The sequence below is a fragment of the Lactobacillus sp. ESL0228 genome (assembly GCF_003692825.1).
Classification (GTDB): Bacteria; Bacillota; Bacilli; order Lactobacillales; family Lactobacillaceae; genus Lactobacillus.
Genome location: NZ_REHJ01000007.1, coordinates 123,978 through 137,307, shown reverse-complemented (window position 1 = coordinate 137,307; position 13,330 = coordinate 123,978). Strand labels below are relative to the sequence as shown.

Here is a 13,330-nt window from a genome sequence, read left to right as displayed (position 1 = left end):
CCGAATTTCAATCTCTGATAATAGTAATTAAACCGAGATTTAGAAAAATTTACACAAAAAAAGAAATCACTTCTTATGATTCCCTTGCATCGAATATCAAATTAACTATTCTTATGCTTATCAGACTGTAATTTCTTTCCTAACTCAATAATGTATTTACGCAATGCATCACGTGTTTCGGGATGTTTCAACCCATATTCAATTGATGTTTCTAGATAACTTTCCTTATTACCAACATCATGACGTGTCCCTTCAAAAACATGAGCAAAAACACGCTGTGTTTTGTTCATAGTGTCAATTGCATCAGTTAATTGAATCTCGCCACCCTTGTCAGGTTTTTGATTGGCCAAAATCCCAAAAATCTCTGGAGTTAATAAATATCTTCCAATAATCGCATAATCACTTGGAGCTTTATCAATATCCGGTTTTTCTACAAATGATTTTACATTAATTAAGCCCGACATAATTTCACTTGCTGGTTCAATTACTCCATACTTCGACACTTCATCGTGAGGCACTTTCATAACCGCAATTGTTGAAGCATGAGTTTTATTATAGCGATTAATCAGCTGCTTTGTTAGTGGAACTTCATCCATCATTAAGTCATCACCGAGCATCACAACAAATGGCTCATCACCAACAAAACTTCGACCACGGGCTATCGCATCACCTAGCCCCGCAGGATAAGGCTGCCTAGTATAATAAATATTAATGCCTAAATGGGTGATTTCCCGTGACATTTTCAACAACCCCGTCTTGCCCTTTTCCTGCAAATTTTGCTCCAGTTCAGGATTTGAATCAAAATGATCTTCAATTGGGCGCTTATTTTTTCCAGTTATAATTAAAATATCTTCAATTCCCGATTTTTTAGCTTCCTCAACAATAAACTGAATTGTTGGTTTATCAACAATCGGCAACATTTCTTTGGGCATTGCCTTAGTAACCGGCATAAATCTTGTACCAAGCCCGGCAGCCGGAATAATGGCTTTCCTTACTTTCATACTTTATACACTTTCTTTTATACTTTTATTCTTTAATATACAAAATTTATTTATCTGGTTCCAGTACTAAGTTCTGCGTTTTTTTTGAATATATTCAGCTAAATGACCAACTGAATACTGAACTTCACCATAATTAAGTGTTACGATAGCCGCATTAACACATGTTCCAATTAAAAATAAAATCGAAGAGATATTTAACCATAACATAAAGATAATAAAGGTACCAATAATGCCATAATTTTCCCAACTAATATGAAAATGATGAAGATAAAATCCAAAAAGCCATGATAATAACAGCCACCCAATTAATGTAGTAAAAACTCCTGGCCAGATTACCCTTTTCTTCAACTTAATATTAGGCAAAAAATAGTTCAAATAATATAAAGCACCAAGCATAGTAATAATTACTACCGGATAACGATAATTAAATACTTTTTCTAAATCACCAATTGAAATCGAAAAAATCGGACGTAAAAATTCCAAAGTCTGTTGACCAAAAATGAAGGTTAAACTAAGCAAAGTAAAACTAATAATCATTAGATTGGTCAAAATAATGGTAATTGAGCGCGTCCAAACAGTAATTAGTAACTTTTGTTGTAATTCAACCATCCGAACACCATAAATTCGATTCATTCCTATTCGAATTGCATTAACTAATGAAGAAACTGACCAGAGTGCTAAAACAATACCAAATGAAATATAACCCGTAGATTTGTTTTTTAGTAGTGAATTAATAATTGGCATGATAAATTTAGCAATTCTATCAGGAAAAATCAGCTTTAGGTAACTTGCGATTGGTCCTGTATCAATATGAAATAATGGCAAAATATTTCCAATAATAATAATTAAAGGAAATATTGAAAACAAAACATAGTAAGCAATTGCAATTGCACTTGTTAGAACTTCTCCTTGAGTAAATTTCTGTGAAACCGTTTTGTAAAATAAAACTATTCTAGACTTAGCTGACCCAGCTTTTTTAACCATTCACTTTAGTCATCCATTTCATCAAAATGCGGTAAATATTTTTCATAACCATCATATGGTTTTTGTAAAGTCAAAATTTTAGGACCATCCTTTGTAATTGCAAATGTATGCTCAAATTGGGCCGATTTAGAACCATCTGGTGTGGCATAAAATACCCAATCATCATTTGGATCATTCACACTTTTTTGCTCAATTCGCCAATCCCCGCCAGCTTCAACCATTGGTTCACAGGTAATAGTCATTCCTTCACGAAGACGTAATCCATGACCAGCTTTACCCCAGTGAGGCACTTCTGGGTCTTCATGAATACTTGGTTGAATTCCATGACCAACTAATTCCTTAACATCACCATAATGATGCACTTGTTCAACGTAATGTTGAATTGCAGCTCCAATATCTCCAATTCTGTTGCCTAAAACCGCCTGATCGATCCCAAGATACATCGCTTTCTTTGTCGTTTCCATTAGATCACGATCTTCATCAGAAATGTCACCCACCGCATATGTTGTACACGAATCCGTTTCAAAACCATTTAAATTACAGGTGACGTCAACTTTTACCAAATCACCTTCATTTAAAATAGTATCCTTGCGTGGCGTAGCATGGGCAATCTGATCATTAACTGAAATACAAGTACCATATTTGTATCCTTCAAATCCTTGTTCGGATAATCGCCCACCTCGGCTTTTAACGAATTTTTGACAAAATTCTTCAATTTCCCAAGTGGTTATTTTCGGCTTAATTACATCACGAAGTCCTTCAAACATTGATGCTAAAAGTCGTCCCGAAGCTTGCATTCCTTTAAGTTCCCGAACAGATTTAATTGTAATCAAATTTAACTTCTCCTCTTGTAAAATAATTTTTTTCTTAATTATATCTTTTTTATTGCATTTTTTAAAAGTTTACCAAAAAATTTTATCAACCTTATGAATTTATGTATAATATTATGATAAACCAATATGTGAAAGGTATGGATAGTATGAATGCGAGAATTGTCTACGCAAGCATGACAGGCAATGATGCAGATATAGCAGAAATCTTAGAAGAAGATCTGCAAGATTATGGCTTTGACGTTGAAACAAGTGAAGCCGAATTTACTGATGCCAGTGATTATTTAGCAAGTGATTTGTGTGTATTTGTCACTTATACATATGGTGAGGGCAATATGACCGATGATCTATTGGACTTTTATGATCAATTAAAGGATTTGGACTTAACTGGGAAATATTTTGCAGTTATGGGTAGTGGTGATAAAGTTTATGCGGATCATTTTTGTGAAAATGTCTTTGATTTTGAAAAAATATTTAAACAAATAGGTGCTAAAGAAATTACCAAATCGGTTACAATTGAGAATGCACCCGATGATGATGCTATTACCATGATTGACCACGCTGCTAAAGAAATGGCTGAACAATTAAATGATTAAAAACAAAAACGATTTCAACCAATTTGACTCAACCTCTGATCCTAAAATTCATCACTTAGCTCAAAACTTGGTTAAGCGTCACAGAAATTTATTTGTGTATATGATTTTTGGCTTTATTGCTGCCCTAATCAATACCGTTGTTTTTATGGTTCTACACAAGTGGTGGCACAGTGTCGTTTTGGTTTCTAATACGATTGCATTTGTGACTTCAAATTTAGCATCATTTTATTTTAATCAAACTGCAGTTTTTACAAATAATGTTGATCATGAACATTCAACTTGGCAGAAGCTAATTGTTTTCTTTACATATAGAATCATCAGCTTAATTCCTGATAGTTTAATTATGTTAGTGGGACTTTCCTGGTTGCATCTTAATGCTTTATGGGTAAAAATAATCGATCAACTCTTAATTGGTATTTTCAACTATTTGACTACTAGATCCGTTTTCCAAGCACAGGAAACATCAATGATTGAAAAAGCTAAAAGAAAAATTAAGTCGTATAAGAAAAATAACGATTAGTAAAAAGCCCGAAGAACTTGTTTCTCCGGGCTTTTTACGTGAACTTTTGACCATTATATTTACATCCAAACCAATTTTTAACTAAAATCAGCAGGTCTAATCATTTTATCTTTAGCAAAGTAATATGCTATATCGTCAATTATTCTGTCACAAGCGTGCCCATCTCCATAAGGATTTTGGGCATGTGACATTTGGTCATATATTTGTTTGTTGTCCAGTAATTCAAGCATCGCTTTGCGAACTTCAGCAACCTCGGTACCAACTAATTTTAGGGTTCCAGCCTTAACGCCTTCTGGTCGTTCAGTGGTGTCTCTTAAGACTAAAACCGGTTTATTTAGTGCTGGCGCCTCTTCTTGTACACCACCGGAATCTGTCATAATAAAATAACTACGCTTAGCAAGATTATGAAAATCAACTACATCTAGAGGAGCAATTAAGTGAATCCGGGGATGGTTACTTAAAATTTCGTGCGCAACCCGTTGAACCTTAGGTGACAAATGAACTGGGTAAACAATTTCCACGTTTTCATGGCTATCAACAATCTCTTTCATAACCTTAAAAACGCGACGCATGGGGGCACCTTGATTTTCTCGTCGATGCATGGTTACCAAAATTATTCGGTTACCAGGCTGAATTAAATCCAAGACCTTATGATGATAGTTTTTTTGCACCGTCTGTTCAAGTGCATCAATTGCTGTATTACCAGTAACAAAAATATTTTTTGCTTGATGATTTTCGCGCAACAAATTTTCCTTACTAGTTTGGGTTGGAGCAAAATAAAGGTCACTAAGATCATCCGTCATTTGTCGATTCATTTCTTCAGGAAATGGTGAATATTTATTCCATGTCCTCAATCCAGCTTCAACATGCCCAATTCTGCATTGCTCATAAAAACTCGCTAAACTAGCTGCAAAACTCGTTGTCGTATCGCCATGAACTAATACAATATTCGGATTTTCTTTTTTTATTACAGTAGCCAGATCTATCATTACCTTAGCAGTAATTTCCTCAAGAGTTTGGTTTTTCTTCATAATATTAAAATCATAGTCTGGGGTAATTTTAAAAATATCAAGAACCTGATCTAACATTTCTCGATGTTGTGCACTAACAACTGTCACAGCTTCAAAACGATCATCAGACTGCAATTTCAACACTAAGGGAGACATTTTAATTGCCTCTGGCCTAGTACCAAAAACCGACATTACCTTTATTTTATTCATAAAAACCTCCAATTAGATTTTAAAGATTTACTAGTCAAAAAACAAGTCAATATGGTTTAATTTAAGGTGAAAAGCAAGGTTGGTAAGCAAATAAAAGTTAGTATTATTTTATTAGTATGTAGTGTATTAATCGTAATCAGATGTCTTTGCCTAGTTTTTAGTTTTGAACAAACAAAATCTCGGTTAGTTTTGATTGTGATTTTATTTATTATGAAGTATTCGTCAACATAAAATACACTACCGCGCTCAAATGTTACCGCTTTCTAAAAGATGGTTGTATAATTATCTTAAATATTACGAAAAGAGGTAACACTATGAGTGAAGAAAAAATTGGTAAAAATGTTTGGGTAGTAACCCATGGAGAACAATGGGGAGTGCGCTTAGAAGGCAATAAAAAGCCTTCAAAATTATTTGATCGCAAAGAAGATGCTTTAAAATATGCTAAAAATAGAGCCCAAGAAGAAAAAAGTGAATTGATTAGCCAAAAAAGAAATGGCCAAATTAATCTAAAAAATTCTTATGGTCATGATGATCCTAACGTTAAGGGTTAACTAATATCTAAAAAACCTGTTAATCAATATTAAACAACTTGATTAACAGGTTTTTTACGAAATATAAGCTATTTATTTTAATCTTGTGACAATTGTGCTTGTTTTATAGCTACTCTTTCCGAAATTTTAATAAAAGGAATATAAAATAGTGTACAGACTGCTAAAATAACAATTTGAACTATAACAACTTTCCAATCTCCTGCACTAGCTAAAATACCACTTAATATAGGCGGCGTTGTCCACGGTACCAAGACACTTAGCGGCTTAACAAAACCAATTACTGTTGCAAAATAACCGATCAATGAACCTATTACTGGGCTTAAAACAAATGGGATAATCATCGGAATATTAAATACAATTGGAAAACCAAAAATAATCGGTTCATTAATTTCAAAAATACCTGGAAATGCTGCCAATTTAACTACATCTCTATAAGGCTTGTAATGAGATACTAATAATACAGCTAAAATTAACGAAATCGTTAGTCCGGTACCACCCATTTGAGAATACACAGTTACAAAATCAGTATTTATGATATGCATTGGTTGCTTTCCGGCTGCAACTACTGCCATATTTTCATTCATGTTGACTAAATTTAGCGGATCGAGCAATGATCCATTTATAACGGTCTGGTGTATTCCTAAAGTATATAAGAAATTGCCAGTTGAATAGATCAATAAAAACCCTGGCAAAGACGTATTAACTGCCCGTAGAGGCTCTTGAATTAATCTTGAAATTAAAGTTACTAAATCTGTCTTAAAGTAAGCAAAAATCGCAGCTAAAATTCCAAATATACTAAGCGTCAATAATGATGGTAGCAATGAAGAAAAGCTTTGTCCAACTGCTGGAGGGACTTGATCACCCAAATTTATTTTTAAAGCTTTAATACTCGATAACTTCATATAAATTTCTGTTGCAAGTAACCCAATAATAATTCCTGCAAACATACCGGTTGTACCCACTTGAGAATACAATACTGCTCCTGTTACGGTGACCGGCTTTTGGGAATTTAAAGGTGTTAGACTAACATTAATAGCGAGCATAATAAAAACAGCTGATAACGAAACAGCAGATGCTGAGATAGGATTTTCAAAGGATTTATTTTTAGCTAAATAATAAGCAATCATCAATATTTCACTGATTGATTCAAGAGACATTGGTTTCTTTTTTTCATAAACCTGTGCGCGTTCCTTGTCAATCTTACCAACTTTAGAAGTAAAGTCGCTTAGCATAAATCCCTGCCATTTTTTCATGCCACGATCTTGGTATGTTCTAAAAAAATCATCTAATCGTTTGTCAAATTCTTTGGTCATTGCACATCACCCAAACATTAGTTTGGTATAATTGTAAAACCAGAGCAATTAAAAAGCAATTTTTATGGTTTAGCTTTTTAATTCATCCCTTCGCTGCTGAATATACTCTAGGGTCTTGTCTAAATCTTCTTCAGTAGCATACTTCAAAATGAAATTTTTAGAATCGGACTTTCTCCGAAAGTAAGTCATTTTATCTTTATTTTTATCATTCCACTTTTTGTTTGCACGTTTTTTTGCTTCAGTAACCATAATTATCCTTTCAGCATCATTAGCGTTCTTAAAACAATAACTATAACTGCACATACTAAAATTATAATCCATGCGGTACGTTTACTCATTGATATTTCCTCCATACTGTTTTATAGTATAGCAATAAGGGAATCTTCCGATTCCCCTTGCTACTAAGGTTTAATGCCTAAGTATTCGAGCAGTGCTATGATTGCTGATATAATTGATGCACCTGCTCCTATAAGTTCTAAAGTTGACGCTTTAGAACTTTTTTTGTGCTTTCTTTTCTTCATTTCTCTCACCTCCTTACATATTATATAATACACTTACGTAAGTGTAATGTCAACTAATTATTAAAAATATTCTGTCTTTTTTGCACAAAAATAAGCCACTCCAGAAATTAATCTAGAGTGGCTATTTTTATAGAAAAAAGATCGTTAATAATATTGTTTACTTAAAATTAGAGCACTACGTATGCTCTGTTACCTGTTACATATACTGTCTTGCCTTTATATTTATCCTTTAGCTGCAAAAATCTCCCCTTTCGTCCTACGATTCGATAGATTTTATTAGTCGTTAGCTCGTATGCCTTTTTGGCATCTGCCTTGGCACCATATAATGCATGCGTGTGTGGCAGCACAATCTTAACTCGGCCACCAACATTGTCTCGTGTGGCAATCGGATTTGACTTTGTGTAGCCTGCACGACCGTCTACATACTGGTTTTTACCAAGCTTAAGAGCACCGTTTTTTTCGTCTAGCACTTTGAACATACTGCCAGTTTTTAACGTTCTGATTTTATTGCTTAGATTTGCACTATCGTATAGCCCACATCCCTTTTTATTTGTTACTACAAAAACACGCTCAACATCATACTTGGCCACTGGGTGTAAGCTCATGTCACCACTACCTTTCTTTTTTGATTTAGTTGCCGAACTACCAGTCTTTAATGGCAAAACAGAAATATTACCGTCAACGTGTAATCCACGATAGTTGTCAGTAAATTGCCAAATGGCTACACCATCAATTGACGGGAAGTAAGCCATGTTAGCAGTGTTGACTGCTTCCATAGTTGAATAACTAGCAACCCATAGACAATTACCATAATCCTTAACAATACTCTTGGTATCAATGTTGTTGTGCATTGCTGAAGCACCTGAGTAAAACAGTGGTTGATAGCCATGTGCTTTAATCACGGCCATTGCAGCTAAAACAGCAGACGTGCTACTTGATACACCGCAATAAATGTTATTGCCACTACCATTTTCCCAGTCAACTGCTAAATAGGTACCTTTAGACAAACCTAGTTCATCTGCTTTCTTGCAAGCAAACTCTGCTTCAGTTTTAGCTTGAGCAGCGTTGTTAGAAAAAGTCGCATAAAAATAGCCCATCGTCATTAGACCATGAGCTTTACTTGATGCAATCTGTGCCCTAGCTCGAGCATAGTTATAGCTAGGGTAGTTATACTGCATTAGCTTAACAATCGTACCTCTTGAATACGGATATGCCGCGTTATCACCCTGAAATTCCGAAATGTCAGTTAAGTAGCTTCTACTAGGCAACTGTGTCATCGTTATCAGCTCCGTTTTCTTCTGCATCATCTGGTTCATTAGCCATGTTATTAGTTACCTGGTCTGCTTCATCATCTTCTTCCGCGAAACCTTGCAGGTCGGAAATTTGGCTGCTATCTTTTTGGCCATTAACATTACTATTGTAGGCGTCTTCAATCATTGCTTCTGCTGCGCTCTTAGTCAGTTTGGTCTTAGATGCTTTTGCTTGATCAAGTAATTGCTTAGTTGCTTCTGCTTTCTTTTCTTTACCAGGAGCATCATTTGTATTTTGATTAATGACAAGTGACTGTGCTAACTTATAGAGCCATTCCGTTTTTTCGGCAATACTTGGATTACGCTGCTTAATAGTCGGATATACTGCTACAAAGATAATTGCAATTACTGTTACGTATGGTAATACGCTGTTAAAAATACTAGTTAATTGGTTCATTTTATATTCCTTTCAATAAAAAAGCACTCAGACATTGTCTTAGTGCTCATTTTTTTGTTTTAGCTCTTTAGATAGAATTTTGCATTTTGTTTTATATTCCAAAGCTTCGGTTTCAGCTTTAATTCTCAATTCTCGCTCTTCATAATAGCTTTTTTTGAGTTCATCTCTTTCAGATTTATGTTCATTGATTATTGCATCATAGTCTGCCCTGTTGGTCTTGTGAGACACCGCAACAACAGCTATTAACGTACTAATTGCGCCAGCGAACACTTGTATCCACTCATTTGAACTGTGCAAGTGATCGCCCCCTTAATTCTCGTATGCGCACCTGATAAGCATTACTAATAATCCTGCGTCTAAGATTACAGCCATTATCATTTCAATTTTATGTGCAAATAACACATGCCAAACCTGCTCAACCAGCAGCATGGCCACAGCTGCACTTGCGACTATCAGCAAGATGCTTTGAAACCGCCTGCTACGATTGCCAGTTAAAGCAGTAAATAGCAAACATATGCCTAAAATGATAAAGATGATATCCGACCATTCGCTGTTCATTAGTGGACGAAGTTGCGGTGGCCAGAAAAAGTAATTCTTATCAGCCCACCAAAAAATGCCAATCAATATGATTAGCACCCCTATTAGCATTTGGTTGAAGTTGTTGTCAGCATTTTTAGTTAGCTGCTTCAGTCGTTTTGACATATTCATCACCTGTAATCCTTTTGTAAGCAGCGGCATCAATTGTCTTTCCAACAAAACTAGCAACTTTCGCTTTGTCGTAAGTACCAACAGTATATAGGTAGCTGTACAGTTTTTCGAAAATCTTAGCCTTGTTCATTGCTGATACCCTCTTCCCCGGTTTCAACACCAGCCACTGCCGAAACTAAATCAGTTAATGTACCAAGTTGCTCATTAATGCTGTCAATGTCCTCCTTGGATGCTGTACCATTATCAAGCTTTTGCTGCAAAATCTTTACTTTATCCGATATTTCACCCAGCTTTTGAGCCTGTGTTGCTCCATTTAAATCAATCCATTTAAAATTAATAAAATCGAACTTTGGATTTTTTAAGCTTGGATCTGGTGGTATTTGTGTAAAAGGTCTGTTAATCTGCGCATCTTTAGGCGCAAACCATACCTCGCACGGTACTTCATCAGTTGATTTGTAGACTTGTACAAAGCCCTTTTCATCATTATCAGTTACTTGGTTAGTACCACTACTGTTTTGGCTGTTAATTACTTCATTTCCCATTTTGTACCTCTTTTCTATTACGATTTCTTTACTAGACTTAAAAATTTAGTCAAATTACCACCTGATGTGATAAGGTTGTTTTTATCGCACACCATTTCCGAAACACCAGGGTTTACGCTGCTTTTCCAAAGAAATGTGCCATCAGAACTGTATTTATATATTGTATCGGTCGAAAGCATAAACATTATCCTGCTGATCAACTGCCAACTGTTCAAAATATCCACCATGATTTGAAAATGGCGATTCAACTCCCCAAACGGGGCCCGAACCAGACTCTGATAGATATTTGTACAGCCCGCCAGTGTAAGTTATATAAACATTGCCTAGTGAATCAACAGCAATTTCAGACGAAGACGACGCACTTTTGTTATAAACTATATTCACATAGCTGTTTGGATTGCTTTTATCTAATTTAAATGCGTAAGCGTTATTTGTATATCCTGCGTCATACATCACAACATAATTATATTTGGAATCTCCTGTAGCCATTGACCTTAGGGTTAAATTATTATCAGTACTATTCCAAGGAGTAACTCTAACAATATTTCCATTAAAGTCTATATCTAAGAAGTTAATGGGTGGACCAGCCATAGCATATATTTGATTATTATCAGCTGACATTACTGATATACTTTTAATATTATACTTACTACTTAAATCTACTTTTTTAACGATTTCTCCACTATTTGAATCAATTTGCGCGAAAGAAGTATCAGATGCACTGTAAAAAATATTGTCATTTTTAGCTACAATCATTGAAGTAATCCGAAAATTAGAGTTACTAGTAAATATTGTTTTTTGCCACAACAGTTTCCCATCTGAATCGGTTTTATAGACTACCCTTGTTCCTGCAATAACAATATTACCTTTAGAGTCCACTTTTACACTAACCGTGCTACCCGGATCAGGAATTTCCGTATAACTTTTTGTAAAAACCTGTTGCATTGTACTAGGAGTTGGCTCCCAGCCCTTGCTTTGATATATTACTGCATCATTTAAAAAGGCCTGCTTAACGACTTTTTTACCTATAAAAATATTGTTTAATTGTGTCACTTAACAACCACCTCGTAATCACTGATTATATAGTAGACCGTCATAGGTTCATGAGTTGCCATTGACTGATACTGCTCTAAGGTTCCTACCCATGTTTTCATTGTGTTTTGATAATTAGTAGTTATCTGGCTTTGCAAGTTTTGCAAATCAGGTGTAGCTGCTAATCGTTGAAAGTTAGGACGATATTTACCATTGCCATAGATGCCTCTTGTACTAATAGTAAAATCTGGAACTGTCCGTCCTGTATAGATCCGTAACTCTTGCGTAATGTTGGCAGCATCGTGCTTATAGACAACCAAATATCCTGTATATGTTGTACCGTCTGTGTTTCTTGGAACTGCACTTAGCGCATTAGTGTTAATTGAGCATGTCAATGTAGTATCCATCAACGAATAGATACCTGGTGTAGTGGCTTTATCAACGTCAAGCGTGTCTTTGTATTTGTAAACGAAGTCGGGATTCTCGAATGAAGACAAATTAATGTTACCTTTATCATCAGGCTTCTTGTCACCAATAGTTTTAATCGAACCGGCATTAGCAATCGCTGTTTGAAGCTTGGCAATGTCTTTGGCAAAACTGAAACTATTGAAAGCTGGAAAATCACCTGTTTTTACTGAAATTTCACGATAATACATACCACTGTTTACCAATAACAGTTGATAGACTGCATTGCTATCCGGCGTGTCGTCAAAATTAAAGTTGAATAACCAACCCCAATAATAACCTGAAAAGCTATAACCACTGTTGGGGTCTTTAGGATCAGTAACATCATACTTAGCAATAATTTTAGTGCTAGATATTCTGTGGACACCTGACCCCACTACATTGTCTGGATTAAAGCTCTTGTTTTCGTCCCTTGCAATAACCTCTTTAGCGTCCCTTTGCGTTAAGGGAAAGAATTGAGCGTGATCTTTTACAGTCGACAATCGAGCGAAATCCTCTGTACTCGTTCCATTAGCCTTGGTCCTTAAAAAGTACATAGCACCTTGGTTATACGTAGTATTAGTAATATGCACAATCTGGATATAGCTAGCAGCGTCATTGCTATATATGTTAAAAATCCAGCCATTTAACCCAGTGGTTGACTGGTCAAAAGCCTGCATGTAACCAGCTGACGACAACTGTGCATTTTGAAACTTAGTTATACCTTTTGTGGTAAAGGTATCTAAGTTGATTGTCTGATTGGATACTATGCTATCGGGATTTGTAAGCACCGCTAAATCATTGCTATCCTTACGAACTTTTGCTAAATCGTCTTTAGTCGATAACTTAGCAACAATATCGGACAACTGTTGCTGTGTAACTACACCATTATCTGTAACATTAACTGATACGTTATCAGTTTGGCCAACTACCACAAACATTGTCATGTTGAATTTGAACAATACCTTATCTTTGAAATCAGGCATCGTTTCAGGCTCAACTGCAGTAGTTAATGCGTAAAGAATCTCTTTGTCGCTGCCATCTTCTTTAGCAAAAAGCCCAATAGTGTTGACATTGTAACTCGTGGTCAAATCTTTATTGTTAAAAATCAACTCTGTACCAATGACAATATTTTTATCTTGGGCAGAATCAGCTACATTGTTAATCTCGCCATATTGCATCAGGCTAGGCAGTGTGGTAAGTTTTTGCAGCTCACTAATACTCTTATCTGCTAACTTTTCGGTTGAAGTTGCAGCTCGTGTAATTGTGAACTTTGCTTTTCCAGAACTGGCTCTAGCAGCTAAATCAAGCCCTGCATTGGTTAATATCGTCTTATTATATTTTGACAAATTGCCTCTCCT

General features: G+C 35.4%; 17 protein-coding genes. 3 read left to right on the top strand and 14 right to left on the bottom strand.

The genetic code is table 11. From position 1 onward, the window contains the following. Positions 1-101: 101 nt before the first annotated feature. From galU to map, 3 genes are all read right to left on the bottom strand, one after another. A complete protein-coding gene (gene galU / locus F5ESL0228_RS02585) occupies positions 102-1,001 on the bottom strand; it encodes a UTP--glucose-1-phosphate uridylyltransferase GalU (RefSeq protein ID WP_122017920.1) in 900 nt (299 codons plus the stop codon). 66 nt (positions 1,002-1,067) lie between these two features. Continuing rightward, entirely contained in the window at positions 1,068-1,985 is a 918-nt protein-coding gene (locus tag F5ESL0228_RS02580; RefSeq protein WP_122017919.1) for a YihY/virulence factor BrkB family protein, read from the bottom strand. Between the two features lie 5 nt (positions 1,986-1,990). Beyond that, positions 1,991-2,818, bottom strand: a complete 828-nt coding sequence (map, locus tag F5ESL0228_RS02575; RefSeq protein ID WP_122017918.1) for a type I methionyl aminopeptidase — start codon at positions 2,816-2,818, stop codon at positions 1,991-1,993. 146 nt (positions 2,819-2,964) lie between these two features. On the opposite strand from map, the gene F5ESL0228_RS02570 reads away from it, so the two are divergent. After that, complete coding sequence (locus F5ESL0228_RS02570) at positions 2,965-3,411, top strand: flavodoxin (RefSeq protein WP_122022753.1); 447 nt, start codon at positions 2,965-2,967, stop codon at positions 3,409-3,411. Beyond that, on the top strand, positions 3,404-3,931 hold the full coding sequence (locus tag F5ESL0228_RS02565; protein WP_122017916.1) for a GtrA family protein: 528 nt from the start codon (positions 3,404-3,406) through the stop codon (positions 3,929-3,931). Before F5ESL0228_RS02570 ends, F5ESL0228_RS02565 begins: the two co-directional genes overlap by 8 nt. A 77-nt stretch (positions 3,932-4,008) precedes the next feature. Here the strand turns inward: F5ESL0228_RS02565 and wecB are convergent, their stop codons facing one another. Then, complete coding sequence (gene wecB, locus F5ESL0228_RS02560) at positions 4,009-5,151, bottom strand: non-hydrolyzing UDP-N-acetylglucosamine 2-epimerase (RefSeq protein ID WP_122017915.1); 1,143 nt, start codon at positions 5,149-5,151, stop codon at positions 4,009-4,011. A gap of 314 nt (positions 5,152-5,465) precedes the next feature. Between wecB and F5ESL0228_RS02555 the strand changes: the two genes are divergently transcribed. Then, the gene (locus tag F5ESL0228_RS02555; RefSeq protein ID WP_233551575.1) at positions 5,466-5,702 is read left to right on the top strand and encodes a DUF2188 domain-containing protein; all 237 of its coding nucleotides are present in this window, start codon (positions 5,466-5,468) and stop codon (positions 5,700-5,702) included. Between the two features lie 77 nt (positions 5,703-5,779). Here F5ESL0228_RS02555 and F5ESL0228_RS02550 read toward each other — a convergent pair whose 3' ends face one another. The 10 genes from F5ESL0228_RS02550 to F5ESL0228_RS02505 form a co-directional block, all read right to left on the bottom strand. Continuing rightward, positions 5,780-7,015, bottom strand: coding sequence for a PTS transporter subunit EIIC (locus F5ESL0228_RS02550; RefSeq protein ID WP_122022752.1), 1,236 nt, complete (start codon positions 7,013-7,015; stop codon positions 5,780-5,782). Positions 7,016-7,084: 69 nt separating this feature from the next. Continuing rightward, entirely contained in the window at positions 7,085-7,264 is a 180-nt protein-coding gene (locus F5ESL0228_RS02545) for a hypothetical protein (protein ID WP_233553514.1), read from the bottom strand. Positions 7,265-7,703: 439 nt separating this feature from the next. After that, positions 7,704-8,813 carry a GH25 family lysozyme gene (locus F5ESL0228_RS02540; RefSeq protein ID WP_233553513.1) on the bottom strand — a complete coding sequence of 370 codons (1,110 nt, stop codon included), beginning with the start codon at positions 8,811-8,813 and terminating at the stop codon, positions 7,704-7,706. After that, on the bottom strand, positions 8,797-9,243 hold the full coding sequence (locus F5ESL0228_RS02535) for a phage holin, LLH family (RefSeq protein WP_122022751.1): 447 nt from the start codon (positions 9,241-9,243) through the stop codon (positions 8,797-8,799). Before F5ESL0228_RS02535 ends, F5ESL0228_RS02540 begins: the two co-directional genes overlap by 17 nt. 39 nt (positions 9,244-9,282) lie before the next feature. Continuing rightward, positions 9,283-9,540, bottom strand: a complete 258-nt coding sequence (locus F5ESL0228_RS02530; RefSeq protein WP_122022750.1) for a hypothetical protein — start codon at positions 9,538-9,540, stop codon at positions 9,283-9,285. Between the two features lie 12 nt (positions 9,541-9,552). Then, positions 9,553-9,945, bottom strand: coding sequence for a hypothetical protein (locus F5ESL0228_RS02525; RefSeq protein WP_147441420.1), 393 nt, complete (start codon positions 9,943-9,945; stop codon positions 9,553-9,555). Next, entirely contained in the window at positions 9,917-10,081 is a 165-nt protein-coding gene (locus tag F5ESL0228_RS02520; protein WP_122022748.1) for an XkdX family protein, read from the bottom strand. The genes F5ESL0228_RS02525 and F5ESL0228_RS02520 overlap by 29 nt, the downstream gene beginning before the upstream one ends. Further along, complete coding sequence (locus F5ESL0228_RS02515) at positions 10,068-10,493, bottom strand: hypothetical protein (RefSeq protein WP_122022747.1); 426 nt, start codon at positions 10,491-10,493, stop codon at positions 10,068-10,070. Before F5ESL0228_RS02515 ends, F5ESL0228_RS02520 begins: the two co-directional genes overlap by 14 nt. Before the next feature lie 153 nt (positions 10,494-10,646). Then, entirely contained in the window at positions 10,647-11,546 is a 900-nt protein-coding gene (locus F5ESL0228_RS02510; RefSeq protein ID WP_122022746.1) for a hypothetical protein, read from the bottom strand. After that, positions 11,543-13,318 (bottom strand): hypothetical protein, encoded by a 1,776-nt coding sequence (locus F5ESL0228_RS02505; protein ID WP_122022745.1) that lies wholly within the window; start codon positions 13,316-13,318, stop codon positions 11,543-11,545. The genes F5ESL0228_RS02510 and F5ESL0228_RS02505 overlap by 4 nt, the downstream gene beginning before the upstream one ends. Positions 13,319-13,330: the final 12 nt, after the last annotated feature.

What these genes read in the sequence shown, in the direction of transcription:
- F5ESL0228_RS02525 (WP_147441420.1), bottom strand. Translation starts at nt 9,945, where the DNA reads ATGTCAAAACGACTGAAGCAGCTAACTAAAAATGCTGACAACAACTTC.
- F5ESL0228_RS02540 (WP_233553513.1), bottom strand. Translation starts at nt 8,813, where the DNA reads ATGACACAGTTGCCTAGTAGAAGCTACTTAACTGACATTTCGGAATTT.
- F5ESL0228_RS02570 (WP_122022753.1), top strand. Translation starts at nt 2,965, where the DNA reads ATGAATGCGAGAATTGTCTACGCAAGCATGACAGGCAATGATGCAGAT.
- F5ESL0228_RS02580 (WP_122017919.1), bottom strand. Translation starts at nt 1,985, where the DNA reads ATGGTTAAAAAAGCTGGGTCAGCTAAGTCTAGAATAGTTTTATTTTAC.
- wecB (WP_122017915.1), bottom strand. Translation starts at nt 5,151, where the DNA reads ATGAATAAAATAAAGGTAATGTCGGTTTTTGGTACTAGGCCAGAGGCA.
- F5ESL0228_RS02545 (WP_233553514.1), bottom strand. Translation starts at nt 7,264, where the DNA reads ATGGTTACTGAAGCAAAAAAACGTGCAAACAAAAAGTGGAATGATAAA.
- F5ESL0228_RS02520 (WP_122022748.1), bottom strand. Translation starts at nt 10,081, where the DNA reads ATGAACAAGGCTAAGATTTTCGAAAAACTGTACAGCTACCTATATACT.
- galU (WP_122017920.1), bottom strand. Translation starts at nt 1,001, where the DNA reads ATGAAAGTAAGGAAAGCCATTATTCCGGCTGCCGGGCTTGGTACAAGA.
- F5ESL0228_RS02515 (WP_122022747.1), bottom strand. Translation starts at nt 10,493, where the DNA reads ATGGGAAATGAAGTAATTAACAGCCAAAACAGTAGTGGTACTAACCAA.
- F5ESL0228_RS02550 (WP_122022752.1), bottom strand. Translation starts at nt 7,015, where the DNA reads ATGACCAAAGAATTTGACAAACGATTAGATGATTTTTTTAGAACATAC.
- F5ESL0228_RS02555 (WP_233551575.1), top strand. Translation starts at nt 5,466, where the DNA reads ATGAGTGAAGAAAAAATTGGTAAAAATGTTTGGGTAGTAACCCATGGA.
- F5ESL0228_RS02565 (WP_122017916.1), top strand. Translation starts at nt 3,404, where the DNA reads ATGATTAAAAACAAAAACGATTTCAACCAATTTGACTCAACCTCTGAT.
- F5ESL0228_RS02535 (WP_122022751.1), bottom strand. Translation starts at nt 9,243, where the DNA reads ATGAACCAATTAACTAGTATTTTTAACAGCGTATTACCATACGTAACA.